Below are 25,190 nucleotides of genomic sequence, written 5' to 3'. Positions count from 1 at the left end.
TGTTAATAATTTTGGGTCCCCTCCCCCGGTTTTGCGGGGTAGTGGTGCGTCGCGACGTGCTAGGGAGTGGGGGTCGATCCTTTCCGCCTGATTACCGCTGACCTGAGTCTTCTTGCCCGCTTCGTTCTGTCTTACGGCGGTGCATTTGGTGAATGGCTTCCCCCACTCCGTCGCTGCTTCGCAGCGCCACCTCTCCCCCCTCCGGAGGGAGAGGAAAGGTGCCAAGGTCGTCCTGCTACTTCCAGTTCTTGCGCCGCTCGAGTTCGGCTTCTGATGGCTCTCCCGTGACAAAGGAGCCGACCTTGATTTCGCCCGCGCGCTCGTAGGTCGCCATGATGACGCCGGTGCTGGAGGTCTGCGACTTGACAAGCCTGAAGGCGGCCGGCATCGCGCTATCGCCGAACAGCCGCTTGCCCTTGCCCAGCAACAGCGGGAAGATCATCAGCCGGATCTCATCGATCAGCCCGTTGGCGAGCAAGGTCTGGATCAGATTGCCCGATCCCTGGATGAGCAGGTCAGGCCCATCCTCCTGCTTGAGGCGGCGCAACGTCGCGACGATATCGGGCCCAAGCGACTGCGTGTTCTGCCAGGTGAGGGTGTCAGGCCGATGCGTCGCCACATATTTGGTCGCAGGGTTGAAGGCGTCCGCGATCGGATCTTTCTGATACGGCCAGTACGCGGCGAAGATGTCGTAGGTTCTGCGGCCGAGCAGCAGGGCGAAGGGTTTGGAGAAGAGTTCATCCATTGCCGCGCCCGCCACCTCGTCAAAGTAATGGAAGGTCCAGCCGCCGAACTTGAAGCCGCCGACTGGATCCTCTTCCGGACCGCCGGGCGCCTGCATGACGCCATCGAGGCTGACGAATGTCGCTGCGATGATCTTTCTCATTGTCTGCTCCCTTTAACTCAATCCACGCCGTCGCGGCGGGATTTCAGCCCAAGGACGGGCGAGTGCTCATCGGTCCGACAGGACATGTGAAATTTTGGCAAATCACCGTCATTTGCGCGGCCTGGTGCGCGGCCTGGCGTCGAGATTTTTCGACGAGAACCAGACATCGCCGAAGATTGCCGTGGCGGTGCGGTCCGGCGCCTTGTCCTGCATCAGCCAGATCGAGCGGCTGCGCGCGGCTTGCTCGCGTGTCGGGATTATCGCCGCGGGGCCCGCAACCGAGGCGCCGACACAGGGAATGAACCACGACCGCATGAACGGATCGCAAGCGAAGCCCTTTTCGGTGCGGGTCACCATCACCGCCAGAGGGACACGCTCGGCCGGACGCCAGGGAAAGATCATGCGGCCGCCTGAGCGCAACGCCTTCAGCCATCCGGCCGGTGGTGCGGCGACGCCGGCATTGACATAGATGATGTCGGATGGCGGCAAGGGCACCGTTACCGCATTGCCATGGACGACGGTCACATTGCCATAGGTTTCGAGATTTTTCCGCGCGAGATCGGCCAGGTTTTCGTCGAGTTCGAAAGCGGTGACGGTGCCGCCTGATGAAACCAGCCTGGCCAGCACGGCGGTGTAGTAGCCGGTGCCTGCGCCGATATGAGTAACGGCTTCGCCAGGTTTCGGTGCAAGCTTACCGATCCACATGGCGTGCAGGAAGGGCTCGCCATTGTTGATGCCCTTGTCGTCGTCGAGTGCCACTAGCACGTTCTGGTAGATGTGCGCCGGATCGGCGCTGGGCGTCGTGATCTTGCCGTTGCCGGCGATGATCGTCCACGGCCCGGGACCGAGAAACGCTTCGCGCGGCACCTGGGCGAAAACCGCCTCCAGGCGCGGATCGGGCGAGCCGGCATTGGCCGCCATCAGCCGCGCGTAGAATTTCCTGATGTCTTCGATCCGGGTCATGATGCCGGAGAACATAACGCGGATTGCCGATTTGTCGCGAGGGCTAGCTCCGCGCAGAGTAGCCGGTTTCCCGGCGAGGCGGAGTTCAGCCGACGCTGAACATGGTATCGTAGAGCAGCTTGAAGTTGAGCACCAGGATGATCGCGGCGACCACCCAGGCAAGGGCCGCGACGCCGCGCGGAATGGCGAGGTTGCCCATCTTCTTCTTGTCGGAGACGAACTGCACCAGCGGGATGACCGCGAAGGGCAGCTGCATCGACAGGATCACCTGGCTGAAGACCAGCAACTGGCCGGTGCCCTTTTCGCCGTAGAGCGCGGTGACGACCACCACCGGGATGATGGCGAGGCCGCGCGTCAGAAGCCGGCGCGCCCAGTTGGGGATGCGCAGGCGCAGGAAGCCTTCCATGACGATCTGGCCGGCCAGCGTCGCCGTCACCGTCGAGTTCAGGCCGGAAGCCAGCAGCGCCACCGCGAACAGGATCGAGGCGATGCCGAGGCCAAGCAGCGGCGACAAAAGCTCGAAGGCCTGGCCGATCTCGGCGACGTCCTGATGGCCGGTGTTGTGGAAGGCGACCGCCGACACGATCAGGATCGAGGCGTTGACGAACAAGGCCAGCATCAGGGCGATGGTCGAGTCCGTCGTTGCCCATTTGATGGCGTCGCGCTTGCCCTTGTCTGTGCGTTCATAGGCGCGGGTCTGTACGATCGAGGAGTGCAGATAGAGATTGTGCGGCATGACGGTGGCGCCGATGATACCGATGGCGATGTAGAGCATCGCCGGATTGGTGACGATTTCCGACGACGGCACGAACATCGCGTGCAGGATCGAGCCGGCCGGCGGGGCGGCGACGAATATCTGGATGGCGAAGCAGCTGAAGATGATGATCAAAAGCGCGATGACGAAGGCTTCGAGATAGCGGAAGCCCTTGTTCATCAGGAGCAGCACGAGGAAGGCATCGAGCGCCGTCAGCATGGCGCCGCCGATCAGCGGAATGCCGAACAGAAGCTGCAGCGCGATCGCGGTGCCGATGACCTCGGCCAGATCGCAGGCGATGATGGCCAGTTCGCAGGCGATCCACAGCACGAAGTTGACCGGACGGGGATAATAGGCGCGGCAGGCCTGGGCAAGGTCGCGGCCGGTGGCGATGCCGAGCCGTGCCGCCAACGCCTGCAGCAGGATCGCCATCAGGTTGGACAGCATGATGATGAACAGCAGCGTGTAGCCGAACTGCGCGCCGCCGGCGAGGTCGGTCGCCCAGTTGCCGGGATCCATGTAGCCGACCGAGACCATGTAGCCGGGGCCCATGAAGGCGAACAGGCGACGGAACCAGACGCCCGAATTCGGCACGGCGATGGAGGAATTGACTTCGCTCAGGCTGGGCAGTTCGTCTTCCTCGGGCCTGGCGAAGCGCCATGAGGAGCGGGGAATTGTGGCTTCGACGTCGGACATGAGGGAGGGCTTTCCGCGAAACTGGTCCATATTCCGTTAAGCTATGCCATGGCTCAACATTATTCAATATGCTATATTTCATTGTTCGTGCTTTTATCTGGCAGCCGCTGGGGCAATCGAAGACGCCGGTTGCACCTGTGGTGGAATGCAAATAAACGGCCTGAAGAATCAAAGCCCGTGCTATGAATGCAGCAACGGCTAAAACTCCGAGGAGGAGCGCGTATTGGCGCTGAAGAACAGACCGGTCCCGCGCGAGCCATTGCCTGACGCCGATGTTCATTCGGAGGGATTCCGGCAGACGCGCGAAGCGCGCCGCAGCGCGCTGGTCGAGGATTATGTCGAGCTGATCGCCGACCTGATCGAGGACGGCAACGAGGCCCGCCAGGTCGACATCGCCGCACGGCTCGGCGTCGCCCAACCGACCGTGGCCAAGATGCTGACCAGGCTGTGCGCCGACGGGCTGGTGTCGAGAAAGCCCTATCGCGGCGTGTTCCTGACCGACGCCGGCCGCAAGGTCGCGGAGGAAAGCCGCATCCGCCACCAGACGGTGGAAGCTTTTTTGCGCTCGCTCGGTGTCAGTGCGGAGACGGCGCGCATCGATGCCGAGGGCATCGAGCACCATGTCAGCGCCGAGACGCTGGAAGCGTTTCGAAAAGCGATGACGGCGGCGCGCTGAGCCGCACTCGCCGCCGCATTTCCCGAGCCGCCGGAACCCCCGCACGCTAAGGACGTTGCTTGTGACACTCGCGCAAGTCGCGCGGCAAGGGAGGAAGCGATGGGCGTTGAACAGGCACCGACCGCAAAGGGCAAGCAGGCGGCCAAGGGACTGAAACAGGCGGCGGCAAGCGATGAGCGCAAGACCGAGGCCGAAACCGGCCATCCGCTGAAAAAGGGCGCGGCGCGTTTCGAGGAACGTTCGAAGAGTTCCGACGGCAAGAGCGCCGGCGCCAAGCAGAAAGATTAGACTCGCTGAGGGCAGCACCGCTTGGCCCTCCGCTATGGCTCCGGGCGTTCGGATCCTTTGAAAGGTCCACTGGACCTTTCAATTTGCCTGCGGCAAACCGGTCCCTCACTCCCTGACATCCTGCACCCAGCTGCGCGGGTGGCCGTCGACGCGGAACTGGAAGATGAAATAGGGCGGAATGCAGGTGCCCTTGCCGGCTTTCGCTTCCGCCAGATCGTCGTAGCCTGATGTGCAGATATAGTCCTCGCGGCAGGGATGCGCCTTGTCGCAGGCGCGCAGGCCGGCGGTCTTGGTGAATTCCCTGGTGCAGAATTTGTGGTCCTTGCCCGACGCGACGCAGTCGTTGAAGCCGGTCTTGGCGAGACGGCCGCACGTCGCCTCGTCGGGAAGCTTGTCGCAGCTCGCCTTGCGCAGCATGCCGCCGGGAAAGCCGCCTGTTTTCTGTTCGGGATTGTCATAGCGCTGGCGCGCCGCGCCGTAGCCGGCGAGCTTGACCAGCGGTTTCTTGTCCCGCGCCGGGTCGATGGCACAGGTCTTGGCGGTGGCTGGCGACAGGCGGCAATACCGGTCGTTGCCCCAGGTCGACATTTTGATCTCGCCGAACTCGACGGGATCACCGACCGCCGTGCCGGCCTCGCTGACGCAGGTGCCGAAGCCCGGATGGATGGCGCTTTCATGGACGCCGGCGCAGCGCAGGCCTGCGCCGCAGCTCCAGTCCTTGAAGCTTAGGTCCTCGCCGCGATAGCAGATCGAGCCCCACCCATTGGAGAGGTCGGTGCCCTTCAGCGCCTCGGCATATTTCGCGTCCGGACGGGCGGCGAAGCCGCGTGTAAAGTCCGGGTGGCCGCCGGCGGCGAATTGTTCGACGATGGCGCGGCGACGCGGGAGGTCGGCGAAGAAGACGGCCGAGCCAGGCACGAAGACTGCGTTGCGGCGCGGCTCGCTGGCCGGATCTGCGCCGGTGTAGTGGAAGCCGGCAATACCATGCGTCTGGTGGCAGCCGGTGCAGCTCATTTCGTTGAGCCGCAATTCGAAGCCGGCCACCGACTTGATGGTGGCGAGCATGTTGCCTTTGGCGACATAGTCCTTCAGCGCCTTGTCGATGTCGGCGTCGTCGACCAGCCCATGGGCGATGTTGTTCTGCGACCGGCTGAGGCCGCCGGGCGCGACGGAAACGGCGCTCTTGGCCAGGAATTTTTCGTCGATGACCAGCCGGCCATGGTCGAGGTCGTAGATGTTGCGGTCGGTGAGCAGCCATTTGGCGAAAGACGGCTTGTCGGCCAGCACGGTGGCGCGGTCGATCTGGTTTTCCATCTTCGCTTCATAGAAGCTGGACGTGGCCGGATCCCATTTGAAGATCTTCAGGAGATATTCGGCATGGCCGCCGAAATCGCGCCGTGTCGAGGCAGACAGCCTGAGCACCTGCATGTTGAGCTCGAGCCGCATGATCTGGGAGGCGTTCAGCATGGCGCCGGACAACGGCCCTTCGTCGGAACGCAGCCAGGCGGCAAGCTGGTCGGGGGGCAGGTCCTGTTTCCCGGCAGCCAGCCAGCGCTGGGCGATTTCGGCGCAGGACACATCGGCGGCGCGCGGCAGGTCCTTCGAGGCGCGGGCTTGCGCTTGGCGGGGGTTGGCGTTGAAGACCAGGCTCATGGTCAGCGGCAGCCGCGAGGAGATGCGCTGGCTTGCCTTGCCCCTGGCGGGCTTTTCCGCGACTGAATAGTGGAAGCGGTAGATCAGCCGGATCTCGCCGCATTCGGTGTGGCCGAGATAGCCGCGGTCCATGCGGTTGACGACGCCGGTCAGGTCGAGCGTCGAGCCGTCGTCGTCGATGTATTTCGGATTGAATTTCTGGCTGGTGTCCTTCGACCTGGCCATATCAGCGACATAGGGGTCTGGACTGGTCTTCGGTTCGTCGGCGATCTGCTGTTTAACCGTGTCGCGCACCGTGGCCAGCGCCGGCACCGAAAACAGGCCGCGATTGTCGACCTCGCGGGTGAGGCCGAGTGCGGGTCCGAGCAGGCGGCTGATCGACAGTCCGCCGCGCTCCAGCGCCTGCAAGGTGGCGGGATCGGTGACGGCGACGCTGGAATCGAGCGTGACGGCACGGGCGGACCCGATACCGAAACAAGTCAATGCCATCAGCAACAGCAGGAATTGGCCGATCGTCCGCAAGCGCCCCTCGCTTCCCAGAGAAACGGACATTAACGGTCTTCGATAGTCTCGGCCATGGGGACGATTGCAACGCCCAGCCACTTGCCGCAACGAACTTGGCCGCAAGGCGACCCGTGTGGCCAAAAAGGCCACCGAAAAATGCTGTGACTTGACGCAACCATTGGGATAATTGTTGTTGCCCCGGAGCAACGGGGAGGTTTGCAGCGCGAGGAGTTGCCATGCTCTGGAAGGGTCGTCGTCAGAGTGACAATATCGAGGACGCCCGCAGCGACAGCGGCGGTGGCGGGCTCGGTGGCGGCAGCCCTGGCCAGTTCCGCATTCCGATCGGCGGCCGCACCGGTGGCGGCGGCAGCATCTTCCTGGTTATCCTGGTGGTGCTGGCCGGATGGTATTTCGGCTTCGATCCGTCGACGATCCTGGGTGGCGGCGACGGCGGCCTGCTGCCGGGCGGCGGCGGCCAGATCACCGACAACAGCGGCGGTGGCCAGGATAGCGGCGCGGGTACGCCCGCCAGTGACGAGATGAAGCAGTTCGTGGCGACGGTGCTGGCCGAGACCGAGGATACCTGGACCGGCATCTTCAAATCGCAGGGGCTGACCTATGAGGACCCGAAGCTGGTGCTATTTTCCGGCCAGGTCCGCTCGGCTTGCGGCTTTGCCTCCGCCGCGGCCGGACCGTTCTATTGTCCCGGCGACCACAAGGTCTATCTCGACATGACCTTCTTCCAGCAGCTCGATCAGCAATTCGGCGCCTCGGGTGAATTCGCCCGGGCCTATGTGGTCGCGCATGAGATCGGCCACCACGTGCAGAACCTGACCGGCATCATGTCCAAGTTCAACCAGATGCGGCAAAGCATGGGCGAGGTCGAGGCCAACCAGATGTCGGTGCGCATCGAGCTTCAGGCCGACTGCTTCGCCGGCGTGTGGGCGCACTACACTGCGCAGAAAGGCATATTGGAGCAGGGCGACTTCGAAAGTGCGCTGAACGCGGCCAAGCAGATCGGCGACGACACGCTGCAGAAGAAGATGCAGGGCTATGTCGTGCCGGAAAGCTTCAACCACGGCACCTCGCAGCAGCGACAGACCTGGCTGACGCGCGGTTACAAGAGCGGCAAGCTTTCGGATTGCAACACGCTGAGCGGACCAATCTGACGAGACCGTTTGGAAATTCTACTCTGGCCGCCATCTGATGGCGTTTTCTCGCCTGAGCGGATTTCGAAAAAGCGGTCTCGGGCACGCGCCTTTCCTCCACTGATCTGCCGGCGAAGGCGCCGTCAGGTGATGTCAGGATGAAAGAATCCGGCCTGTTCCCTTATTGTTCCTTGTAGCGGGCTTGCCTATAAGGTGCGTCCGCCTGCGCCCCAGGGCGAGCAGAGGAGCTTGACCCATCATGATCGACCCCAAAACCGCCAGACGGGGCCTTGCGCTCGTCTTCACCACGCTGCTGCTCGACATTATCGGCTTCGGCATGATCATGCCGGTGCTGCCGGCCTATCTCAGGGAATTGACCGGGGTCAGCATCAGCGGAGCGGCGATCGAAGGCGGCTGGCTGTTCTTCGTCTATGCGGCGATGCAGTTCTTCTTCGCGCCCATCATGGGCGGCTTGAGCGATCGATTCGGACGGCGGCCGATCCTGCTCGCTTCCGTGCTGACGTTTTCCATCGACAACCTGATCTGCGCCGTCGCCTGGTCCTATCCCATGCTGTTCATCGGGCGTGTGCTGGCCGGCATTTCGGGCGCCAGCTATTCGACGACATCCGCCTTCATCGCCGACATCTCGAACGATGAGAACCGGGCGAAGAATTTCGGCCTGCTCGGCATCGCTTTCGGCGTCGGCTTCGTCATCGGACCGGTCCTGGGCGGGCTGCTCGGCACATTCGGGCCGCGCGTGCCGTTCTATTTCGCGCCGGGCTCGCCTTCGTGAATTTCCTGATCGCGCTGTTCCTGTTGCCGGAAACGCTTGACGACAAGCACCGCCGCCGCTTCGAGTGGAAACGCGCCAACCCGGTCGGCACGCTCCTCCAGATGCGCCAATATCAGGGCATCGGCTGGATCGGGCTTGTCTTCTTCCTGATGACGCTCGGACACATGATGTATCCGGCGGTCTGGTCGTTCGTTTCCAATTATCGCTATGGCTGGAGCGAGCAGCAGATCGGCTTCTCGCTCGGCGCCTTCGGCCTGTGCGGCGCGATCGTCATGGCGACGGTGCTGCCGCGCGTGATCCCCCGGCTTGGCGAGTGGAGGACGGCGGTCATCGGTCTTGCCTTTACGGGACTCAGCGCCTTCGGCTACGCGTTCGCGTCGCAAGGCTGGATGATCTATGCGGTGATCGTCTTCGGCTGTCTCGAAGCGCTGGCCGATCCGCCGCTGAGGAGCCTCGCCGCCGCCAAGGTGCCGCCTTCCGCGCAAGGCGAACTGCAGGGCGCGATGACCTCGATCTTCTCGATCACCTCGATCATCACGCCGCTGCTCTATACGGCGATCTTTTCCTGGTTCACCGGGCCGAGCGCGCCCGTGACCTTCGGCGGCGCGCCCTATCTGGTTGGCGCATGTTTCCTGATGCTGGCGCTCATCGTCTTCGTCACCAAAGTGGCCAGGCCGGTCGCGCGCACGAATGTCACCACCGGCGTTGCCGAAGATGGCGCGCAGGTATGAGTCACGACAGCCGCATAGCGCTCACCAGGGACGGACTGTCGCTATCGCGCCTCGTCTTTGGCGCCTCGCGTCTGCTCGACAGCGCTGCCCGCCCTGATGCCGAGGCAGTTGCGCGGCTGATCGGAACCGCCATCGATCTCGGCCTGACCAGTTTCGATCATGCCGACATTTATGGACACTACGAGGTGGAAGCGGCCTTCGGCGCCGGGCTGGCACGCTGGAAAGGCAAGCGCGACAGCATCGAGCTGATCTCGAAATGCGACATCATGCTGAAATCGCCGAACCGGCCAAACCACCGCCTGAAGCACTACGACACCAGTGCCGCCCATATCGCGGCCTCGGTCGACCGCTCGCTCGCCAATCTCGGCACCGACTATCTCGACCTGTTGCTGCTGCACCGGCCGAATCCACTGATGGATGCCGACGCGATGGCGGCCGCGCTGGCCGGGTTGGTCACATCAGGCAAGGTGAGGGCGGTCGGCGTCTCCAATTTCGCGTCGTCGCAGTTCGATCTCCTGGCCTCGCGGCTGCCGTTTCCACCAGATCGAAATGTCGGTGCTGAAAACGACCGCATTGACCGACGGCAGTCTCGACCATGCGCAGCGCCTTTCCTATGCGCCGATGATCTGGTCGCCGCTCGGTGGTGGCTCGCTGTTCACCGGCAAGGAGGGGTGCGAGGCACGGGTGCGCGCAGCGCTTGCCGCGGTGGCCGCCGAGATCGGTGCCGACGATCTTGCCGCAGTCACCATCGCCTGGCTGTTGCGCCATCCGGCCCGACTGGTTCCGGTGCTGGGCTCGATGAAGCCGGAGCGGCTGGCCGCCATGGCCAAGGCGCTGGAAATCAGCCTCGACCGCCAGCAATGGTTCGCCATATTGGAGGCCAGCGAAGGCCGGCCGGTGGCGTAGGACGAGGTACGACGATCCGGGAATTGGCTGCTTTCAGGAGCCCGGATGACCGGTTTTGAATGCCGTCGACCGGTGAGCGGCGCCCAGGCCAGCAATCGCGCTGCATTTGTAACTCTGATCAATCAGGTCTCCCACCCTAAGTTAGATCGGGAGGAACAGCGCCGGGGCTGGATCGAAACGAGAGGAGATCATCATGTTGAACCGGATGCTTCATCGAGTGGCGCTCGTGCTCGTCGCTATTGGCGCAACGTTGGCAGCAACTCTCGCCGCGCCTGCCGGGCGCCCAGGCGAGGCACCGCCCGGCTTCACCTCGGCCAAGGCCGCTGTGAACGGCAGCAATATGCATTATCTGCGTGGCGGGCATGGGCCGGCCCTCATCCTCGTGCACGGATTTCCGGAGGATTGGACCGAATACCAGGCCGTCATGCCGCGACTGGCGCAACGCTTCACCGTCGTTGCCGTCGACTTGCCCGGCATAGGCCGCTCGGCGCCGCCGCAAGGCGGCTACGAAGCCGCCAATCTTGCTGCGCAAATCCATGGCCTGGCGGATGCCTTGCATCTGGAAAAGCCCTATGTGGTCGGGCACGACCTCGGCGGCATCGTCACCTACGCCTATGTCAGGCGCTTCCCCGGCGCGCTGCGCGGCGCACTGATCCTCGATGTTCCGATGCCCGGGATCGACGGCTGGGACAAGGCGATTTCCGGCACCTGGCACATCGGCTTCATCCAGGCGCCCGGCGGCCTCGCCGAAAAAGTGGTTCCCGGCCGACAGGCCGCCATGCTTGGCTGGTTCCTCGACATCGGCAAGTTCACGAGGCTGGAGCGCAAATACTATTTCCGCATCTACCGCGCACCGCAGTTGCACGCCGCCTTCGAGATTTATCGCGCATTCCCCGGGGATGCCGAGTGGAACGCTAGCCAGATGGCGCCGAACAGCGTCCCGCTGGTCATTGCCTTCGGCCAGAAGTCTCCTTTCGGCGCGCTGCTGCCCACCTTCCTCGACGGCTATCGCGCCAAAGGCATGAGCCATATCGAAGGCGCCCAGATTCCCGGCGCCGACCACTATGTGCTGGCCGACAATCCCGACGCGGTTGCCGACCTGATCGAGAAGCACGCCGCCGCCGGCACACCATGATTGGGTCCAGCAAGGATGCAAGGGAGAAGCAAGATGAAAGACCTGACAAAAACCGACTTTCCAACACCCGAAATCGTCGATCGCACGACGTTCCAGGCCGGGATCGATACGCTCAGGCTGCGCGAGAAGGCGCATACCCGCGAAGGCGACGCCATCGCCGCCAGCCGCAGGCGGTTGCCGATGGTCAAGGTGGATGGCACGGCAGAGCTGATAGGCAAGAACGGCAAGACGACACTGCTCGATGCCTTTGAAGGCCGCCGCATGCTGATAGCGTATTACTTCATGTGGTACACCGGCAAGCCGGCCCCGGAACAGTGCGAGGGCTGCACCTGGGTGACATCGATGGTGCGCGAGCTGTCCTACATGCATGCCCGCGACATTACCTACGCCACCTTCTGCCAGGGACCGTATGAAGAGAGTGCCCGCTACCGCGACTTCATGGGCTGGGAGATGCCGTGGTACTCGGCGCAAAAGTCGCTCGACACGCTGCTCGCCGGACGCCCGGCCGGTATCATGTACCTGATCTGCTATCTCAGGCAGGGATCGGACGTCTACGAGACCTACTGGACGACGATGCGCGGCGTCGAGGCGATGGACAACAGCTATCGCCTGATCGACCTGACCGTCTATGGGCGGCAGGAAAAGTGGGAGGATTCGCCCGCCGGCTGGCCGCAATGGTGGGAAGGCAAGCAACGCATCCGCACCGACGGCCGCCCGACAGCGCAATGGGCTCGGCTCAAGGCCGGCTATTCCGACGATCTGGGAACCAGCTAAGGCTGAGGCTAAGGAAGGATCAGGCCCGCTCGGCCAGCAATTCCTCGCCGCGCTTTTCGCGGATCAGGTTGACGAAGCGGCGGAACAGATAGTGCGAATCCTGCGGGCCGGGCGAAGCCTCGGGGTGATGCTGGACCGAGAACACCGGCCGGCCGGTGAGTGTTATGCCGCAATTCGAGCCGTCGAACAGCGAGACGTGGGTCTCCTCGACGCCTGACGGCAGCGAGTCGGCATCGACGGCAAAGCCGTGGTTCATCGAGACGATCTCGACCTTGCCGGTGGTGTGATCCTTGACCGGATGGTTGGCGCCGTGATGGCCCTGATGCATCTTGGCGGTCTTGCCGCCCAGCGCCAGCGCCAGCATCTGGTGGCCAAGGCAGATGCCGAACACCGGGATGTCGGTCTTCAACAGGTCCTGGATGACCGGCACGGCATAGTCGCCGGTGGCTTCCGGATCGCCGGGGCCGTTGGAGAGGAAGATGCCGTCCGGCTGCATGGCGAGGATCTCCTCGGCGCCGGTCTTGGCCGGCACCACGGTGACCTTGGCGCCGAGACCGGCGAGCAGGCGCAGGATGTTGCGCTTGACGCCATAGTCGATGGCAACGACATGCATTGTCGGGTCGGCCTGTTCGCCAAAACCTTCGTTCCATACCCAGGGTGTCTCGCGCCAGACCGATGACTGGCCCGACGTGACCTCCTTGGCGAGGTCGAGCCCGATCAGGCCCGACCATGCGGCGGCGCGCCGCTTCAGGTCGTCGAGGTCGAACACGCCATCGGGCGCATGCGCGATGACGGCGTTGGGCATGCCCTTTTCGCGGATCAGCGCGGTCAGCGCGCGGGTGTCGATGCCCGACAGGGCGACGATGCCGCGCTTCTTCAGCCACTGGTCGAGACCGGTGCCGGCACGGTAGTTGGACGGGTTAGTGACATCGGCCTTGAACACGGCGCCGACAGCGCCGGCACGGGCGACCGGGTTGAGGTCCTCGATGTCCTCGTCATTGGTGCCGATGTTGCCGATATGCGGGAAGGTGAAGGTGACGATCTGGCCGGCATAGGACGGGTCGGTGAGGATTTCCTGGTAGCCGGTAAGTGCCGTGTTGAAGCAGACTTCGGCGACGGCGGAGCCGGTGGCGCCCAAGCCGCGACCTTCGATGACGGTGCCGTCGGCCAGCACCAGAAGGGCGGTCGGCTTTTCAGTGGCCCAGGCGGGCGTCATCTCGGCCATGGCGGCACTCCTATCAGGCTACACGCTTCCATAGGCCCGGCGGGCCATCCGCGCAGCAAACGGCGCGAAGCGGCGAATTCGCGGCCTCCACGCACACAAGCTTCAGTTCATGCAAGGCCCAGTACATAGGGGAAGGGGGCAGGGCGGTCAATGATCATGCGAAATGCGGCTTCGATTTATTTCATCAAGCAATATCAGAGGCTTGCCTTGGCACATCAGGGTTTGCGTTGACTCTCACCCGGCGCTATTGTCCGCGCCGATCGAAGGAGAATGCACCATGCGCGGCAAAATCGCCGAATCCCTGAAGAGCGCGATGAAGGCGCAAGACAAGCACCGGCTGCCGACATTGCGGCTGATCCAGGCCGCCATCCACGACCGCGACATCGCCAATCGCGGTTCGGGCAAGGAGCCGGCCAGCGACGAGGAGATCCTGCAGATCCTGGCCAAGATGGTGAAGCAGCGCGAGGAATCGGCAAAGGCGTTCGAAGACGGCAAACGGCCGGAACTGGCCGCGCAAGAGCGCGGCGAGATGGAGATCATCCGAGATTTCCTGCCGGCGCAGCTTGACGATGCCGCCATCACCACGGCGGCGCGCGAGGCGATTGCGGCGACTGGCGCGGCCAGCCAGAAGGACATGGGCAAGGTGATCGCCGCGCTGAAGCAGAAATATTCCGGCCAGATGGATTTCGGCAAGGCGAGCGGCATCGTCAAGGGGTTGCTGCAGTAAGGGTTGCCGCCCCCATCTCGTCGCTGGGGTGGAAAAATCGGCTGTCCTGCGCCTGTCCGTCATACCGAAGGTGAAGAGCCTCATTCGGCCGGGCGCTTCCCGAATCCAAGTCCGGGAAGTGGAACTCGGATACCGCCGAGATGTTTATCCGTCATGCAACCGGAGAGATGTCATGGCTGAGAACGAAACCCACTACGAAACCGGTGCGACGAAGTATCCGGCAAAGACCGATGCCGACGCATCCGATAAATTCTCGCAGGATGCGGCCGGCAACAAGAAGCCTGCCGGCGGAGTGGGGCTCACCCGTCGGATGGGCGAAGTGGAAGACCGAACCCACCAGTCGGACGGGCAGAACCCGCCGAGGCAAGCCACGCCGGGTACCGCAACGGAAAAGGCGTCCGGCGCCAGTCCGGCGGTCGCCGGGCGTTTGAAGGGCACCAAGGCTCCGAAGATCAGGCGGCAGCAGCGCTAAGCCGAACCAAGCCACTTGGCGAGAAGACTATTCGACGCCTTTCGGAACGATCCCGTCGCTTTGCCATTATCAGCACGAGGGCAGGCCCGGACAGGCAACGCCGTGAGACAGCGACGCGCCACTTCCTCATCCGGGCGACAACACGAACATTCCGGAGGAAGCGATGACTGGACGCAGAACCCACGATCAACAAATTCGCATCATTGAAGAGGCGGAAAACAAAAAGAACGCCGGCAAGGATTTCGATGCGAAGGCGGATCTGAAACGGTCGGCGGCGGAACGCGAAGCGCTGCGCAAGGGATCGGACATAAGAACCGACGCACCTGATCTCGTCGATCCCGACGACCGCAACATCCTCCGGGGCAAGAACCAGGAGAGCGTCCATCACAAGAACCGTGCTGACGACTAGGCACCCATCGTGAGACGTTTTGGCATAGATTGGAGGCAGGCCATGGCACGCGGCAGCAAGAAACACATCGGAGCAGGTTCGCAGGGAAAGGGTTCTGGCGCAGGCGCCATGACCGTAACGCCAAAGGATAAGCTCGAAGAAAACAAGGTTCTATCCAATCGCGACAAGGCACAGCATTCCCGAGAACGCGGCTTGGATTCCAGACAGGTCGCGACTGAGCAGCGCCAGGATCACGCCGCCAACCGGTTGCGGGATTGACGGCTGGGAGTCGCCAGAATCGTTGCCCTCGCTATTTGACGCCGATGCTTTCGGGCCAGAGAGCCTGGATTTCCTTCGGCAGCGCATCGCGAACCTTTGCCGATTGGCCAAGATCAATATGCCGTGCAAGAACGCGGAAGACCGTGCGGGCTGCATCCTTGGGATCGACGGGGCGGATCGATTTTAATTCCTCGTCGATCTGCTGCGAGAAGTCTTCCAGCGAGCGCGTTTTGTCTGGCTCAGCTGCGGGCCGGGAGTGATCGTAGTAAGCGCCGCGCACAAGCAGCGGCAGTTCTGCCCCAAGCTTCGCCGCAAGTCCGATCTGCAGCCTGTCCCTTAAGGTCCGCAAGACCGCGCCCAATATGTGCCATGCAACCCGCCGATCCGGGCCGTGATCGTCCATGATCTCATCGAGCCAGATGTTCGTTGTCTGCAGCGTCCTGTCGAAAACCTCCAAACCGGTAGCGCTCATTATCGCCTCCTCGTTCATTCATGCATAGTCTCGAAACGATGCTCGGGGGCAATCGTTTCGCTATCCGTTGAGAAAATTTCTCCGGCAGTCGAGATCTGCTTGTCGGCGGAATCCGGGAACGCTCTCGATTGCGCCTGGACCCGCCCGACAGAATTCGTTCCTCAACTGGCGCCCAATGGTCGCGCAGCTGGGCAAGCGCGGAACACAACTGAAGCTGCTGTTTCCAAATGCGCGGAATGGCGGCGACCGCTATCCCGTCGGAGAGATCCGCAATCGCTGCCATCAGGTCGTTAGGCTGAGACCTCAAGTACGATCTTGCCGCGCACATGCTCGTTTTCCAGCCGTTCCTCCGCCCTGGCGACCTCTCCAAGAGGATAGATAGCTTGCACGAAGGGGATGACCTTGCCGGCGTCGATGAGATGGCCGATCTCCGCGAGATGTGCCGCATTCGGCTCGGCCAAATAGGAGACGCCACGCGCGCGACGCAAGTTTGCCTTTTCCTGTGAAGGTTGGGAAAGCGTGGAAACGAGCGTCCCGCCTGGCTTGAGCACATCCCAGGAGCGGTCCTGCGTGTCGCCCGCGATAAGGTCGAACACCAGATCGACCTTATCGACGACCTCTTCGAAACGCTGATCCTTGTAGTCGATCGTCTGATCCGCGCCAAGCTCGCGGACGAAAACGATGTCCTCGGCGGAAACCGTTGTCGCGACGAACGCGCCCGCGGCCTTGGCCAACTGGATCGCCAGATGACCGACGCCGCCGGCGCCGCCATGGATGAGAACCCTTTGCCCGGATTTGAGGCCGCCATGATCGAACAGGCCCTGCCAAGCAGTGATGCCCGCAAGCGGCACCGCTGCGGCTTCGATATGGCTTAGACGCTCCGGTTTCGCAGCCGCCTCCGTCGCCTTGACCACGACATATTCGGCATTGCCGCCGCGGTCATGACCAAGCATGGCAAATAGCGGGTCGCCCTTCTTCAGCGTATGCGCTCGCGTGCCGCATATTTCCACCGTGCCGGACACGTCACGCCCGAGCGTGACCGGCAGGGGCTGGCTCGTCGAACCTTCGCGGGTCTTGTAGTCGATCGGATTGACGCTCGCCGCGCGGACCCTGAGCACAACCTCGTCGTCAAGGGGCTGAGGAAAGGGGACTTGATCGATCGAAAGAACCTCCGGTCCGCCAAAAGCATGGATGCGGACTGCTTTCATGTCGACATACCTCCTCCTCGTTCGGCTGTCGGCGACGCTGTCTACGGGTCGACGTTAGCGGTTGTGCGGCCCGTCGCTGCGGCGCCTGCATGTTCATTTGCTCGTGCAGGCCACACCCGCTAGATCAATCGGCGCCGCAGCGACGCCAGTCCTGCTAGGCCGCAGACTGCGTTGGAGGGTTCTGGTACATCATCCACAGCTCGATCGCAGCAAGGACCGCGACCAGAACGCCGATTACCACATGCACGCTCATGGCCGTGGTTGCCTGGAATCCAAGGACCCAGGGAGACACGAGTACCCAAAGACCCACAACGAGGTTCAACCATTCCTCCCAAATAGCAAAGGCGGAGAGGGCGGCAACCGAAAGCAAGAAAATCACGATGCCGCTGCCCATGGCATTCTGGGACTGTGTCCCTGCCGCGAAGGCGAATATCCAGGGAGAGAAGAAGAGAGCTGCTCCGAGGATTAGATTTGCCACGTCACAAAGCTTGGCGTTTGACCACTGGTTCATGATTTTTCTCCATCAAGCGTGCTTTCCACGCTTCCGAAGCTTAGTCGGCTGGCCTTGAAACCGCCGGTCCACATGGCGGCAAGGCTACAACCGGACTTGCTGGCTCTCTAACTGTGTTGCAGGCCATTGGTTCCAATCAACAAATCTGGAGCACCGTCGGCTGTGCATGTTGCCGGGCATTTTTTCCTCGGCTGGGAGCATTTCAGCCACTCTTGATCGGTCCGCGAGCTACAAACGCAGCGGGAAGATGCGAGGTGCAGGCCATCACCCATGTTATCGCCTCTCGATCATATTCGTCACCGGAGCGCCAGTCCTCGAAGAAGGCGTTCAACGTGCCGACACGCTCGGGCCAGACGTCGCTGGCCTGCAGCCCGAGTGACACGCCGAAATTGGTGAAAGCGAACTTCGTGTCGCGCAGCCACGGCGCGCGGCTGAAATAACCTGGCGGGTCGACCCACATCGTTTCCAGGGTTCTAAGCGATCGTTTCGTCTGGGCCTCGGCCCATGGCTCCGCGGGGAAGAAGTGGGCGAGCCACAGCATCATGCCGAGACCGAGATCCTGTTCGATATCGAGCGTTTGCCAATCGCGCTCGATCAGGTCACGCATCTGCGCGATTTCGGGCGCCAGCTCGTCTTCATCGAGCATCCGGTAGGAGACATAGCCATCGTAGGCGTCCATGCTGCCGAGGCCATAGCCGGGATAAGGACTGTTCAAGTCCTCCTGCATCTTCCAGATCACACCGCGCCCGGGGATCACAAAAGCCGGGTGAATGTCACGCGCCAGCGCGATACCGCGCGCGCGGTATCGCGGCTTCAGATCGCCGAGACGCGCCAAGGCAAACAGCCACATCGCCAGGTAGTGGAAATACTGACCGTCACGATCGGCCGCTTCCCCGATCCTCAGTCCGCGCTGACGGCCGAGCACACGCTCTACATCGGCCACAAGCCGCTCAGCCTCGTCCAGCCAGCGGGCCTCGCCAGTTTCCGTATAGAGTGAGATGTAGAGCACGACCCCGAATGCATCGGTCCACAGATAACGCAGGCCGTTAGGCCAGATGCCTTCGGCCCGCATCCAATCGAGTTTTCGCAGCACATAGTCGACGTCACGCAACATTGGCACCAAACCCGAACGATAGACCATGCGGTTGCTACCAAGCGACATGCGCCTCTGTCTGGGCCGGCTATCGCAATCTGGTCGGCAGCGACGCCGCACTTGTTAAGCTGACCTCAATGCATCTGCGAATGCTGTCCGCCATGCTGCGAGATGCCGCTCAATGCCTCACCCGCTTCTGCCGATTCGCCATTCATGGCGAGGTCGCCCAGCGAAACAATGCCGATTAGTCGCTTGTCGTGGTTCAACACCGGCAGGCGCCTTACTTGAAGCTCACCCATTTTGCGAAGGACATCATCGGCGTCTTCGTCATCGAAACAATATTCGACGTCAGGGCTCATCACCTCGCGAATTTTGGCGTCGGGTCCTTTGCCCTGGGCGATGCCGCGGATCGCGATATCTCGGTCCGTTATCATGCCGACAAGCCGGTCGTTCTCGCCCACCGGCATGACGCCGGCGTCGAGACGGCCCATGGTTCGGGCGGCATCGCGTATGGTTTGCTCCGGACTGGCGATCTGAACGTCTCTCGTCATACAATCGGCAATCCTCATTGTAACCTCCTCTCGTTCCACGGCCCCGCGCCGCCTGATACTTGAATGAGCGCCCTTGGAAAACGTTCCATGGTTTCGGTCTGCACGAGCGCTATGAAGGCGCAGGACAGAGCGAGGAATCCGTCGAGGCTTTCAGCATCATGCTAATGCCGTAGCGACGGGTCGCTTGCTACCGGCCAGATTTCGGCGGTTCGAGCGCACGGCGCAATGCCGGCGCCTCATGCTGGATATGATCGCTGCGACGGTGCCCGGCGCGAAGCTTGTCGTCCTGCCCGCGGTTCACTTGTCGAATGTCGAGTATCCTGCCGAGTTCATGCAGGCCGTGCTCGACTTTCTGCGCTGAGCTGGAGCGCGACATGGATCGTGCTTGAAGTCCGCAGGCATTTAGGGGAAGCGGACCTCATGGCTCCTTGCAAATCGGCACCGGCTGCGGCGGCCGCGCCGGGTGATCCTTCCTGTATTGAGCGATGATCGGCTCGAGGGTCTTTCGCGGCCAGAATTTCGGAGCGCCGATTTCCTTCAGGCAGGATGCGTTCCAATAGGCGCCCGCCTGCGAACGGCCGGCTGCTACCGCGGCGACATCGCGTGATTCAGGATAGATGTAGAGCGTCGTCGGATTGTCCTTGACCATCGTGATGATCTGCCGCGCGTCTGACGGCGACCAACTGGTGCAGCCATTGCTGCGGCCGCCGGCATAGTCCACCAGCTTGCCGAAAGGCACGTAACCGTCATGGTCGGCGTGCGAGCTGTTCGGATTTTTGCGCAGGCACATGCCGTGCAGCACCTGGGCTGCGTGGCCGCCGATCACCCGCTGCCTGGCGTTCGCGGCTTCGCCCTCGCCGTCGAACTGTATGAAGGTGCGCTGGAAAACCGCATCCTGTTTCGCGCCAGTGCGGTAGAAGCCCTTGAACGAGGTCTTCGCCTCGCTAGTCATATAGGCGCCGCCGGCCGTCAAGGACGAATCCATCGCATTGCCGAAGTTCTTCGCGCAGCGTCTGCCGTTGGCGAAATCGACGACGCCTTTCAAATTCCGGCCGCTGCCGTGGCCCGACGAAATCGCGCGAAACGACTGGCTGCTTTCGCAAATGACATAATAGCGGTGTCCGGGCTTGCCATTGCCCAGATCGCTGGGGCGCGTCGCGTCCATGGCAAAGTAGCAGCGGTTCTTGACGGCGCCTTGGGCCACTTTTTTCAGGTAAAGCGCGCGGGCTCGCTTCAGCACCACTCGCGAGATCTGACCGTCGCTGTCGCCGACATGGGCCTGCAGCCAGGCGGGAACATCGGAAGGTGCGGCAAATGATCGGACCGACGCCGCCGCTGCGATGACCATGACAAGAAGGCTGGCGACGACACCCAGATAGACAGATCTTAGCCGCACCGGATCAATTCTCCTGTCGGAGCGCCTTGCGATTCTTTGCGCCGCCGAGAATCGATCATAAATGGTCCCGCATCAATCGGCGAAACACATCTTGTTTAGCGCATCGACTAGGAGGGCAGCATATTATGGGGCTGGCTGCTTCGACCCGACGCCGAACTTGGCGTGCCAACAGAGCGCGAATTTATGTCGCAACAAAAGAAACTGCGCCCACGAAGACGACGGCCGCCGCCGCAGCAAACCAATAAGATGAGCGTAGAATGCCGTGGTCTGTTTTCTCCCCTCGGCCCCTTATGAGCATAACCAATCCGACCGAGCCTAAAATAATGCCCGCAAGGGCCGAAAGAACAAATAGATACATACCGGCCTCCACGCCAAGTCGGGTACCCTAGCAAATGGTGGACATCTGTCGATAGTTATGGAGCGCACTGATCCATCGCCAATGTGCTTTTCACCATGCCAGGCATATGCGATTTTCGACCCGCACGGATTGAGCTATCATCTGATTCTGGCGCGCCCATGCCTCCTCCCTCCGACGGGAAAGCATCATTCATGCAGGGCTTTCCGATCACCGAACCGACTGTTCGAGCGCCAGGCATAAGGAGGGGTTGCGAAACGGCTCGCACCAGGAGGTTTGTCATGAAGCTGTCCGCACCCGTCTACCATTTGAAGCGTCAAGCCAGGCTGTTGTCCCGCGAGGGCAAGATTGCGCTCCACGAAGCGCTCGATCGTGTTGCGGCACGGGAAGGTTTCACCAGTTGGAGCCTGCTTGCAGCCAAGGCAGCCAAGGCAGCCGAGGCAGCCGAGGTGGCACCTGCCGGTATACTGTTTGCGCAACTTTCGCCCGGCGACCTGGTCCTGGTCGGCGCACGACCAGGCCACGGCAAGACGCTGATGAGCCTCGAACTCGCGATCGAAGCCATGAAATCAGGCCATCGCGGCGTGTTCTTCACGCTGGAGTATACGCAACGAGATGTGCTCGACCGGTTTCGCGCCATCGGGGCGGATCCGGCGCGGTTCAACGACCAGTTCGTGTTCGACAATTCCGATGCCATCAGCGCCAACTACATCGTCAGAACGCTGGCGGCGGCGGCGCGCGGTACGCTGGTGGTCATAGACTATCTGCAACTGCTCGATCAGAAGCGGGAAAACCCGGACCTGATGGCGCAAGTCCGCACGCTGAAGGCCTTTGCCCGCGACAGGGGGTTGATCCTCGTCTTCATCTCGCAGATCGACCGGTCATACGATCCGGCGAAGAAGCCGGTTCCCGATATCAGCGACGTGCGGTTGCCGAATCCGCTGGATCTGTCGCTGTTCGACAAGACCTGTTTTCTGAACAAGGGTGAAATCCGGTTCCAGGTGGCAAGCTGAGATCCGGTCACTTGAGCAGCCTTCATTGGGCGGCTGCCGCCAGGTTCAACTCGACCGATGCCGGATTGTGCTGCGCGCGCAGCACATCGGCCGCTTGGCGAACCACTTCGGAGATACGCAGCAGCTGTTTGGCGATCGGGCTTGTCTTGCGCCAGATCATGCCGATGGTTCGCGACGGCTGCGGGCTGGCGAAGTGGGCGATGGAGACCGACGCCGAGCGTGTCTCCACCGGCACGGCCATTTCCGGGATCAAGGTGACGCCGACGCCGGCGCCGACCATCTGCACCAGGGTCGACAGCGAGCTGCCGTCCAGCAACTCCCTTGGGCGTGCCGAATGCATGTTGCAAAACGACAGCGCCTGGTCGCGGAAACAATGGCCTTCCTCCAGCAGGAGCAGCCGCATCTCGCGCAGCATTTCGCGATTGGGCACCGGCTTTCCCGCGTCCTCGCCCGGCCGGACCAGCACGAAGTTCTCGGCAAACAGCACGATTTCGGTCAGTGACGGTTCCGACACCGGCAGCGCGACGATGGCCGCGTCGAGCCGGCCGTCGGCCAGTTCCTGGATCAGTTTCTGCGTCTGCGTCTCGCGCACGTGGATATCGAGGCCGTCATGCATGCGGGCGAGGTTGCCGATGATTGCAGGCAGAAGGTAGGGCGCAATCGTCGGGATCACGCCGATGCGCAGCCGCCCCACCAGCCGGTCGCGCGAGGCGCGGGCCAGATCCGGCAGCTCATCCACCGAGCGCAGGATGTCGCGGACGCGCATGGCAAACTCCTCGCCGAAATTGGTCAGCCGGACCTGTCGCGGACCTCTTTCGAAAAGCTCCGTGCCAAGCGTTTCCTCCAATTCCTTGATCTGCACCGAGATGGCGGGCTGGGAGATCGCGCACGCATCCGCAGCACGTCCGAAATGGTTGTGTCTGGCCAGCGCTTCGAAATAACGTAGCTGCTTCAGCGTCAGGTTTGTCATAATGTCATCTTATCGCTGTAATCAGGAAATCCAACTTAAATTAATCACGTGGCTCTGCTATAGGAGTTGCAAGGAAGATGAGGAGCAGCCCGCCTCGTTCGGGGCGCGCGTGCAGCGATAGGACATCCAACATATTCGGTCGCGTATCGGGCATGGGGTTATCGCGCCTGCCATGAAACGGACCGCCTCCAGGGACATCCAGTGTCCCTATTCACGCAGCAGTTGAAAACAGCTCAACACAGCCACGATCGGAGAAAGACATGGACGCCAACACAGACGACAACAGCAAGGGCAAATGCCCGGTTGCGCATGGGGCCTCCAGCAGGAGCAACCGTGACTGGTGGCCAAACCAACTTGACCTCGGCGTTCTGCATCAGCAATCGAACCTCTCCGACCCGATGGGCGAGGCGTTCGACTATGCCAGGGAATTCAAGTCGCTCGATCTCGATGCGGTGATCAAGGATCTGCAACATGTGATGACGGATTCGCAGGATTGGTGGCCGGCCGATTTCGGCCATTACGGACCGCTGTTCATCCGCATGGCCTGGCACAGTGCCGGCACGTATCGCATCGGCGACGGCCGTGGCGGCGCCGGCGCCGGCCAGCAGCGTTTCGCTCCGCTAAACAGCTGGCCGGACAATGCCAATCTCGACAAGGCGCGCCGGCTGCTGTGGCCGGTCAAGCAGAAATATGGCAGGAAGATCTCCTGGGCCGACCTGCTGATCCTCACCGGCAACGTCGCGCTGGAATCGATGGGCTTCAAGACCTTCGGCTTCGCCGGCGGCCGCGCCGACGTCTGGGAGCCCGAGCAGGACGTGGATTGGGGTTCGGAAACCAAGTGGCTCGACGACAATCGCTACTCCGGCGATCGTGAACTCCAAGGCCATCTCGGCGCCGTGCAGATGGGTCTGATCTACGTCAATCCGGAAGGGCCGAACGGCAAGCCGGATCCGCTGGCTTCGGCACGCGACATCCGTGAAACCTTCGGCCGCATGGCGATGAACGACGAGGAGACCGTGGCGCTGATCGCCGGCGGTCACACCTTCGGCAAGACGCACGGCGCCGGCGATGCCGCGCTTGTAGGCGCCGAGCCGGAAGGCGCCGGCATCGAGGCGCAGGGCCTCGGCTGGTCGAGCAAGCATGCCACCGGCATCGCAGGCGACGCGATCACCTCGGGCCTCGAGGTGACCTGGACCACGACGCCGACGAAGTGGAGCAACAACTTCTTCGACAATCTGTTCAACTACGAATGGGAGCTGACGAAGAGCCCAGCGGGCGCCCATCAATGGACGCCGAAGGGCGGCGCTGGCGCTGGCACCGTACCGGATGCCCACGACCCGTCAAAGCGCCGCGCGCCGTCCATGCTGACCACCGATCTCGCGCTGAGGGTCGATCCGGCCTACGAAAAGATATCGCGGCGTTTCCACGAACATCCGGACCAGTTCGCCGAGGCATTTGCCCGTGCCTGGTACAAGCTGACCCACCGCGACATGGGCCCGGTCGTTCGCTATCTCGGCCCGCTCGTGCCGAAGGAAGAACTGATCTGGCAAGATCCGATCCCGGCGGTCGACCACGAATTGGTCAGCGAGCAGGACATTGCGTCGTTGAAGTCGAAGATCCTGGCATCGGGCCTGTCGGTCTCCGAGCTGGTCTCGACCGCCTGGGCGTCGGCCTCGACGTTCCGCAATTCCGACAAGCGGGGCGGCGCCAACGGTGCCCGCATCCGGCTCGCGCCGCAGAAGGACTGGGAGGTCAACCAGCCGGCTGAACTGTCGAAGGTGCTGGCGAAGCTGGAAGGCATCCAGAACGAGTTCAACGCGGCACAGACCGGCGGCAAGAAGGTCTCGCTTGCAGATCTCATCGTGCTCGGCGGCGTCGTCGCGGTCGAAAAAGCCGCGAAGGACGGTGGCCATGAGGTGAAGGTGCCATTCACGCCAGGCCGCATGGACGCCTCTCAGGAACAGACGGATGTTCATTCCTTCGCGCCGCTCGAGCCGAAAGTCGACGGCTTCCGCAACTATGTCAGGGGCAGGCAGCCAATGTCGGTCGAAGCCATGCTGGTCGACCGGGCGCAATTGCTGTCGCTGACGGCGCCGGAGATGACGGTGCTGGTCGGCGGCTTGCGGGTGCTTGGCGCCAACACGGCCAAGTCGAAACATGGCGTGTTCACCGACCGGCCGGGGACGCTGACCAATGACTTCTTCGTCAACCTGCTCAGCATGAACACGGTCTGGGATCCTGCCGCCGGCTCTGTTCCGGGTTCGGAAGAGGTGTACGAGGCGCGCGACCGTAAGACCAAGGCGGTCAAGTGGACCGGCACGCGCGCAGATCTGATCTTCGGTTCGCACGCACAATTGCGAGCACTCGCCGAGGTCTATGGCTCCTCGGACGCCGGGCAGAAATTCGCCAGGGATTTCGTGGCGGCATGGACCAAGGTGATGAACGCCGACCGCTTCGACATCGCCTGAGATCGCTAGAGCGGGATGCATTTGAATTGAACCTGGCATCCCGCTCTAACTGTTTGTTTTAGCCGCATTTCTGCGACGCCAAGCGATTCCGCTTGGCTGCAAAATGCTCTAGTGGCGATCCGGCGCGACCATGCCGGATTGCCGTCCTCCCAAGG

Annotated in this window: 23 protein-coding genes and 3 pseudogenes; 14 read left to right on the top strand and 12 right to left on the bottom strand. The window is 62.4% G+C overall.

What is annotated here, in order from left to right:
• Nucleotides 1-235: 235 nt before the first annotated feature.
• The 3 genes from NKI73_RS19340 to NKI73_RS19330 all read right to left on the bottom strand — a co-directional run bounded on the left by NKI73_RS19340 (nt 236) and on the right by NKI73_RS19330 (nt 3,299).
• On the bottom strand, nt 236-886 hold the full coding sequence (locus NKI73_RS19340) for a dihydrofolate reductase family protein (RefSeq protein ID WP_352632412.1): 651 nt from the start codon (nt 884-886) through the stop codon (nt 236-238).
• Between the two features lie 108 nt (nt 887-994).
• Complete coding sequence (locus tag NKI73_RS19335; RefSeq protein WP_352632410.1) at nt 995-1,849, bottom strand: protein-L-isoaspartate O-methyltransferase family protein; 855 nt, start codon at nt 1,847-1,849, stop codon at nt 995-997.
• Nucleotides 1,850-1,934: 85 nt separating this feature from the next.
• Nucleotides 1,935-3,299: an Nramp family divalent metal transporter gene (locus NKI73_RS19330; RefSeq protein ID WP_352632407.1), complete on the bottom strand. Its 1,365-nt coding sequence runs from the start codon at nt 3,297-3,299 to the stop codon at nt 1,935-1,937.
• A gap of 223 nt (nt 3,300-3,522) precedes the next feature.
• On the opposite strand from NKI73_RS19330, the gene mntR reads away from it, so the two are divergent.
• Both mntR and NKI73_RS19320 read left to right on the top strand, forming a co-directional pair.
• Nucleotides 3,523-3,975: a manganese-binding transcriptional regulator MntR gene (gene mntR / locus NKI73_RS19325; RefSeq protein ID WP_352632405.1), complete on the top strand. Its 453-nt coding sequence runs from the start codon at nt 3,523-3,525 to the stop codon at nt 3,973-3,975.
• A gap of 99 nt (nt 3,976-4,074) precedes the next feature.
• The gene (locus tag NKI73_RS19320; RefSeq protein ID WP_352632403.1) at nt 4,075-4,263 is read left to right on the top strand and encodes a hypothetical protein; all 189 of its coding nucleotides are present in this window, start codon (nt 4,075-4,077) and stop codon (nt 4,261-4,263) included.
• 105 nt (nt 4,264-4,368) lie between these two features.
• Here the strand turns inward: NKI73_RS19320 and NKI73_RS19315 are convergent, their stop codons facing one another.
• Nucleotides 4,369-6,468, bottom strand: a complete 2,100-nt coding sequence (locus NKI73_RS19315) for a hypothetical protein (protein WP_352632401.1) — start codon at nt 6,466-6,468, stop codon at nt 4,369-4,371.
• 188 nt (nt 6,469-6,656) lie between these two features.
• Here NKI73_RS19315 and ypfJ point away from each other — a divergent pair, with 188 nt between their 5' ends.
• The 5 genes and pseudogenes from ypfJ to NKI73_RS19290 all read left to right on the top strand — a co-directional run bounded on the left by ypfJ (nt 6,657) and on the right by NKI73_RS19290 (nt 11,907).
• On the top strand, nt 6,657-7,589 hold the full coding sequence (ypfJ, locus tag NKI73_RS19310; RefSeq protein ID WP_352632399.1) for a KPN_02809 family neutral zinc metallopeptidase: 933 nt from the start codon (nt 6,657-6,659) through the stop codon (nt 7,587-7,589).
• Between the two features lie 238 nt (nt 7,590-7,827).
• Nucleotides 7,828-9,092: pseudogene (locus NKI73_RS19305) on the top strand (TCR/Tet family MFS transporter).
• Nucleotides 9,089-9,998, top strand: a pseudogene (locus tag NKI73_RS19300) (aldo/keto reductase). Before NKI73_RS19305 ends, NKI73_RS19300 begins: the two co-directional pseudogenes overlap by 4 nt.
• 193 nt (nt 9,999-10,191) lie before the next feature.
• Complete coding sequence (locus NKI73_RS19295; protein ID WP_352632397.1) at nt 10,192-11,133, top strand: alpha/beta fold hydrolase; 942 nt, start codon at nt 10,192-10,194, stop codon at nt 11,131-11,133.
• 33 nt (nt 11,134-11,166) lie between these two features.
• Nucleotides 11,167-11,907 carry a DUF899 family protein gene (locus NKI73_RS19290; RefSeq protein ID WP_352632395.1) on the top strand — a complete coding sequence of 247 codons (741 nt, stop codon included), beginning with the start codon at nt 11,167-11,169 and terminating at the stop codon, nt 11,905-11,907.
• Between the two features lie 19 nt (nt 11,908-11,926).
• On the opposite strand, the gene carA is transcribed toward NKI73_RS19290, so the two are convergent.
• Complete coding sequence (gene carA, locus NKI73_RS19285) at nt 11,927-13,132, bottom strand: glutamine-hydrolyzing carbamoyl-phosphate synthase small subunit (RefSeq protein WP_352632393.1); 1,206 nt, start codon at nt 13,130-13,132, stop codon at nt 11,927-11,929.
• Between the two features lie 277 nt (nt 13,133-13,409).
• Between carA and NKI73_RS19280 the strand changes: the two genes are divergently transcribed.
• From NKI73_RS19280 to NKI73_RS19265, 4 genes are all read left to right on the top strand, one after another.
• Nucleotides 13,410-13,859, top strand: a complete 450-nt coding sequence (locus NKI73_RS19280; protein WP_352632391.1) for a GatB/YqeY domain-containing protein — start codon at nt 13,410-13,412, stop codon at nt 13,857-13,859.
• 172 nt (nt 13,860-14,031) lie between these two features.
• Nucleotides 14,032-14,331 (top strand): hypothetical protein, encoded by a 300-nt coding sequence (locus tag NKI73_RS19275; protein WP_352632389.1) that lies wholly within the window; start codon nt 14,032-14,034, stop codon nt 14,329-14,331.
• Nucleotides 14,332-14,494: 163 nt separating this feature from the next.
• Nucleotides 14,495-14,740: a hypothetical protein gene (locus tag NKI73_RS19270; protein ID WP_352632387.1), complete on the top strand. Its 246-nt coding sequence runs from the start codon at nt 14,495-14,497 to the stop codon at nt 14,738-14,740.
• Nucleotides 14,741-14,782: 42 nt separating this feature from the next.
• Nucleotides 14,783-14,998: a hypothetical protein gene (locus NKI73_RS19265; protein WP_352632386.1), complete on the top strand. Its 216-nt coding sequence runs from the start codon at nt 14,783-14,785 to the stop codon at nt 14,996-14,998.
• Between the two features lie 31 nt (nt 14,999-15,029).
• Here NKI73_RS19265 and NKI73_RS19260 read toward each other — a convergent pair whose 3' ends face one another.
• The 5 genes from NKI73_RS19260 to NKI73_RS19240 all read right to left on the bottom strand — a co-directional run bounded on the left by NKI73_RS19260 (nt 15,030) and on the right by NKI73_RS19240 (nt 18,851).
• The gene (locus tag NKI73_RS19260) at nt 15,030-15,470 is read right to left on the bottom strand and encodes a DUF2267 domain-containing protein (protein ID WP_352632424.1); all 441 of its coding nucleotides are present in this window, start codon (nt 15,468-15,470) and stop codon (nt 15,030-15,032) included.
• A 290-nt stretch (nt 15,471-15,760) separates the two neighbouring features.
• Nucleotides 15,761-16,678 carry an NADP-dependent oxidoreductase gene (locus tag NKI73_RS19255; RefSeq protein ID WP_352632384.1) on the bottom strand — a complete coding sequence of 306 codons (918 nt, stop codon included), beginning with the start codon at nt 16,676-16,678 and terminating at the stop codon, nt 15,761-15,763.
• Nucleotides 16,679-16,832: 154 nt separating this feature from the next.
• On the bottom strand, nt 16,833-17,189 hold the full coding sequence (locus NKI73_RS19250; protein ID WP_352632382.1) for an SPW repeat protein: 357 nt from the start codon (nt 17,187-17,189) through the stop codon (nt 16,833-16,835).
• A 202-nt stretch (nt 17,190-17,391) separates the two neighbouring features.
• Nucleotides 17,392-18,351 (bottom strand): hypothetical protein, encoded by a 960-nt coding sequence (locus NKI73_RS19245; protein ID WP_352632381.1) that lies wholly within the window; start codon nt 18,349-18,351, stop codon nt 17,392-17,394.
• 65 nt (nt 18,352-18,416) lie between these two features.
• Nucleotides 18,417-18,851, bottom strand: a complete 435-nt coding sequence (locus NKI73_RS19240; RefSeq protein ID WP_352632379.1) for a CBS domain-containing protein — start codon at nt 18,849-18,851, stop codon at nt 18,417-18,419.
• Between the two features lie 226 nt (nt 18,852-19,077).
• Here NKI73_RS19240 and NKI73_RS19235 point away from each other — a divergent pair.
• Nucleotides 19,078-19,194, top strand: a pseudogene (locus NKI73_RS19235) (alpha/beta fold hydrolase); the annotation flags it as partial.
• A gap of 57 nt (nt 19,195-19,251) precedes the next feature.
• Here the strand turns inward: NKI73_RS19235 and NKI73_RS19230 are convergent.
• Nucleotides 19,252-20,229: a hypothetical protein gene (locus tag NKI73_RS19230; RefSeq protein WP_352632377.1), complete on the bottom strand. Its 978-nt coding sequence runs from the start codon at nt 20,227-20,229 to the stop codon at nt 19,252-19,254.
• Nucleotides 20,230-20,865: 636 nt separating this feature from the next.
• On the opposite strand from NKI73_RS19230, the gene NKI73_RS19225 reads away from it, so the two are divergent.
• Nucleotides 20,866-21,597: a DNA helicase gene (locus NKI73_RS19225; RefSeq protein WP_352632375.1), complete on the top strand. Its 732-nt coding sequence runs from the start codon at nt 20,866-20,868 to the stop codon at nt 21,595-21,597.
• 22 nt (nt 21,598-21,619) lie between these two features.
• Here NKI73_RS19225 and NKI73_RS19220 read toward each other — a convergent pair whose 3' ends face one another.
• Nucleotides 21,620-22,567, bottom strand: a complete 948-nt coding sequence (locus tag NKI73_RS19220) for a hydrogen peroxide-inducible genes activator (protein WP_352632373.1) — start codon at nt 22,565-22,567, stop codon at nt 21,620-21,622.
• A gap of 260 nt (nt 22,568-22,827) precedes the next feature.
• Here NKI73_RS19220 and katG point away from each other — a divergent pair, with 260 nt between their 5' ends.
• Nucleotides 22,828-25,035, top strand: a complete 2,208-nt coding sequence (gene katG, locus NKI73_RS19215; protein ID WP_352632372.1) for a catalase/peroxidase HPI — start codon at nt 22,828-22,830, stop codon at nt 25,033-25,035.
• The last annotated feature ends 155 nt before the right edge of the window (nt 25,036-25,190 follow it).

Origin of the sequence: Mesorhizobium sp. M0496 (assembly GCF_040321205.1) — a bacterium.
In the GTDB taxonomy this organism is placed as follows: domain Bacteria; phylum Pseudomonadota; class Alphaproteobacteria; order Rhizobiales; family Rhizobiaceae; genus Mesorhizobium.
Note: the sequence above shows the minus strand (reverse complement) of the source record. Positions and strands in the feature narration are given on the sequence as shown.

Excerpts from the sequence above, each read along its gene's own strand:
- NKI73_RS19265 (WP_352632386.1), top strand. The coding sequence starts at position 14,783 with ATGGCACGCGGCAGCAAGAAACACATCGGAGCAGGTTCGCAGGGAAAG.
- ypfJ (WP_352632399.1), top strand. The coding sequence starts at position 6,657 with ATGCTCTGGAAGGGTCGTCGTCAGAGTGACAATATCGAGGACGCCCGC.
- NKI73_RS19335 (WP_352632410.1), bottom strand. The coding sequence starts at position 1,849 with ATGACCCGGATCGAAGACATCAGGAAATTCTACGCGCGGCTGATGGCG.
- NKI73_RS19275 (WP_352632389.1), top strand. The coding sequence starts at position 14,032 with ATGGCTGAGAACGAAACCCACTACGAAACCGGTGCGACGAAGTATCCG.
- NKI73_RS19225 (WP_352632375.1), top strand. The coding sequence starts at position 20,866 with ATGAAGCTGTCCGCACCCGTCTACCATTTGAAGCGTCAAGCCAGGCTG.
- NKI73_RS19315 (WP_352632401.1), bottom strand. The coding sequence starts at position 6,468 with ATGTCCGTTTCTCTGGGAAGCGAGGGGCGCTTGCGGACGATCGGCCAA.
- NKI73_RS19255 (WP_352632384.1), bottom strand. The coding sequence starts at position 16,678 with ATGAAAGCAGTCCGCATCCATGCTTTTGGCGGACCGGAGGTTCTTTCG.
- katG (WP_352632372.1), top strand. The coding sequence starts at position 22,828 with ATGGACGCCAACACAGACGACAACAGCAAGGGCAAATGCCCGGTTGCG.
- NKI73_RS19320 (WP_352632403.1), top strand. The coding sequence starts at position 4,075 with ATGGGCGTTGAACAGGCACCGACCGCAAAGGGCAAGCAGGCGGCCAAG.
- NKI73_RS19240 (WP_352632379.1), bottom strand. The coding sequence starts at position 18,851 with ATGAGGATTGCCGATTGTATGACGAGAGACGTTCAGATCGCCAGTCCG.
- NKI73_RS19260 (WP_352632424.1), bottom strand. The coding sequence starts at position 15,470 with ATGAGCGCTACCGGTTTGGAGGTTTTCGACAGGACGCTGCAGACAACG.
- carA (WP_352632393.1), bottom strand. The coding sequence starts at position 13,132 with ATGGCCGAGATGACGCCCGCCTGGGCCACTGAAAAGCCGACCGCCCTT.
- NKI73_RS19250 (WP_352632382.1), bottom strand. The coding sequence starts at position 17,189 with ATGAACCAGTGGTCAAACGCCAAGCTTTGTGACGTGGCAAATCTAATC.
- NKI73_RS19330 (WP_352632407.1), bottom strand. The coding sequence starts at position 3,299 with ATGTCCGACGTCGAAGCCACAATTCCCCGCTCCTCATGGCGCTTCGCC.
- NKI73_RS19340 (WP_352632412.1), bottom strand. The coding sequence starts at position 886 with ATGAGAAAGATCATCGCAGCGACATTCGTCAGCCTCGATGGCGTCATG.
- NKI73_RS19245 (WP_352632381.1), bottom strand. The coding sequence starts at position 18,351 with ATGTCGCTTGGTAGCAACCGCATGGTCTATCGTTCGGGTTTGGTGCCA.
- NKI73_RS19220 (WP_352632373.1), bottom strand. The coding sequence starts at position 22,567 with ATGACAAACCTGACGCTGAAGCAGCTACGTTATTTCGAAGCGCTGGCC.
- NKI73_RS19295 (WP_352632397.1), top strand. The coding sequence starts at position 10,192 with ATGTTGAACCGGATGCTTCATCGAGTGGCGCTCGTGCTCGTCGCTATT.
- NKI73_RS19270 (WP_352632387.1), top strand. The coding sequence starts at position 14,495 with ATGACTGGACGCAGAACCCACGATCAACAAATTCGCATCATTGAAGAG.
- NKI73_RS19290 (WP_352632395.1), top strand. The coding sequence starts at position 11,167 with ATGAAAGACCTGACAAAAACCGACTTTCCAACACCCGAAATCGTCGAT.
- NKI73_RS19280 (WP_352632391.1), top strand. The coding sequence starts at position 13,410 with ATGCGCGGCAAAATCGCCGAATCCCTGAAGAGCGCGATGAAGGCGCAA.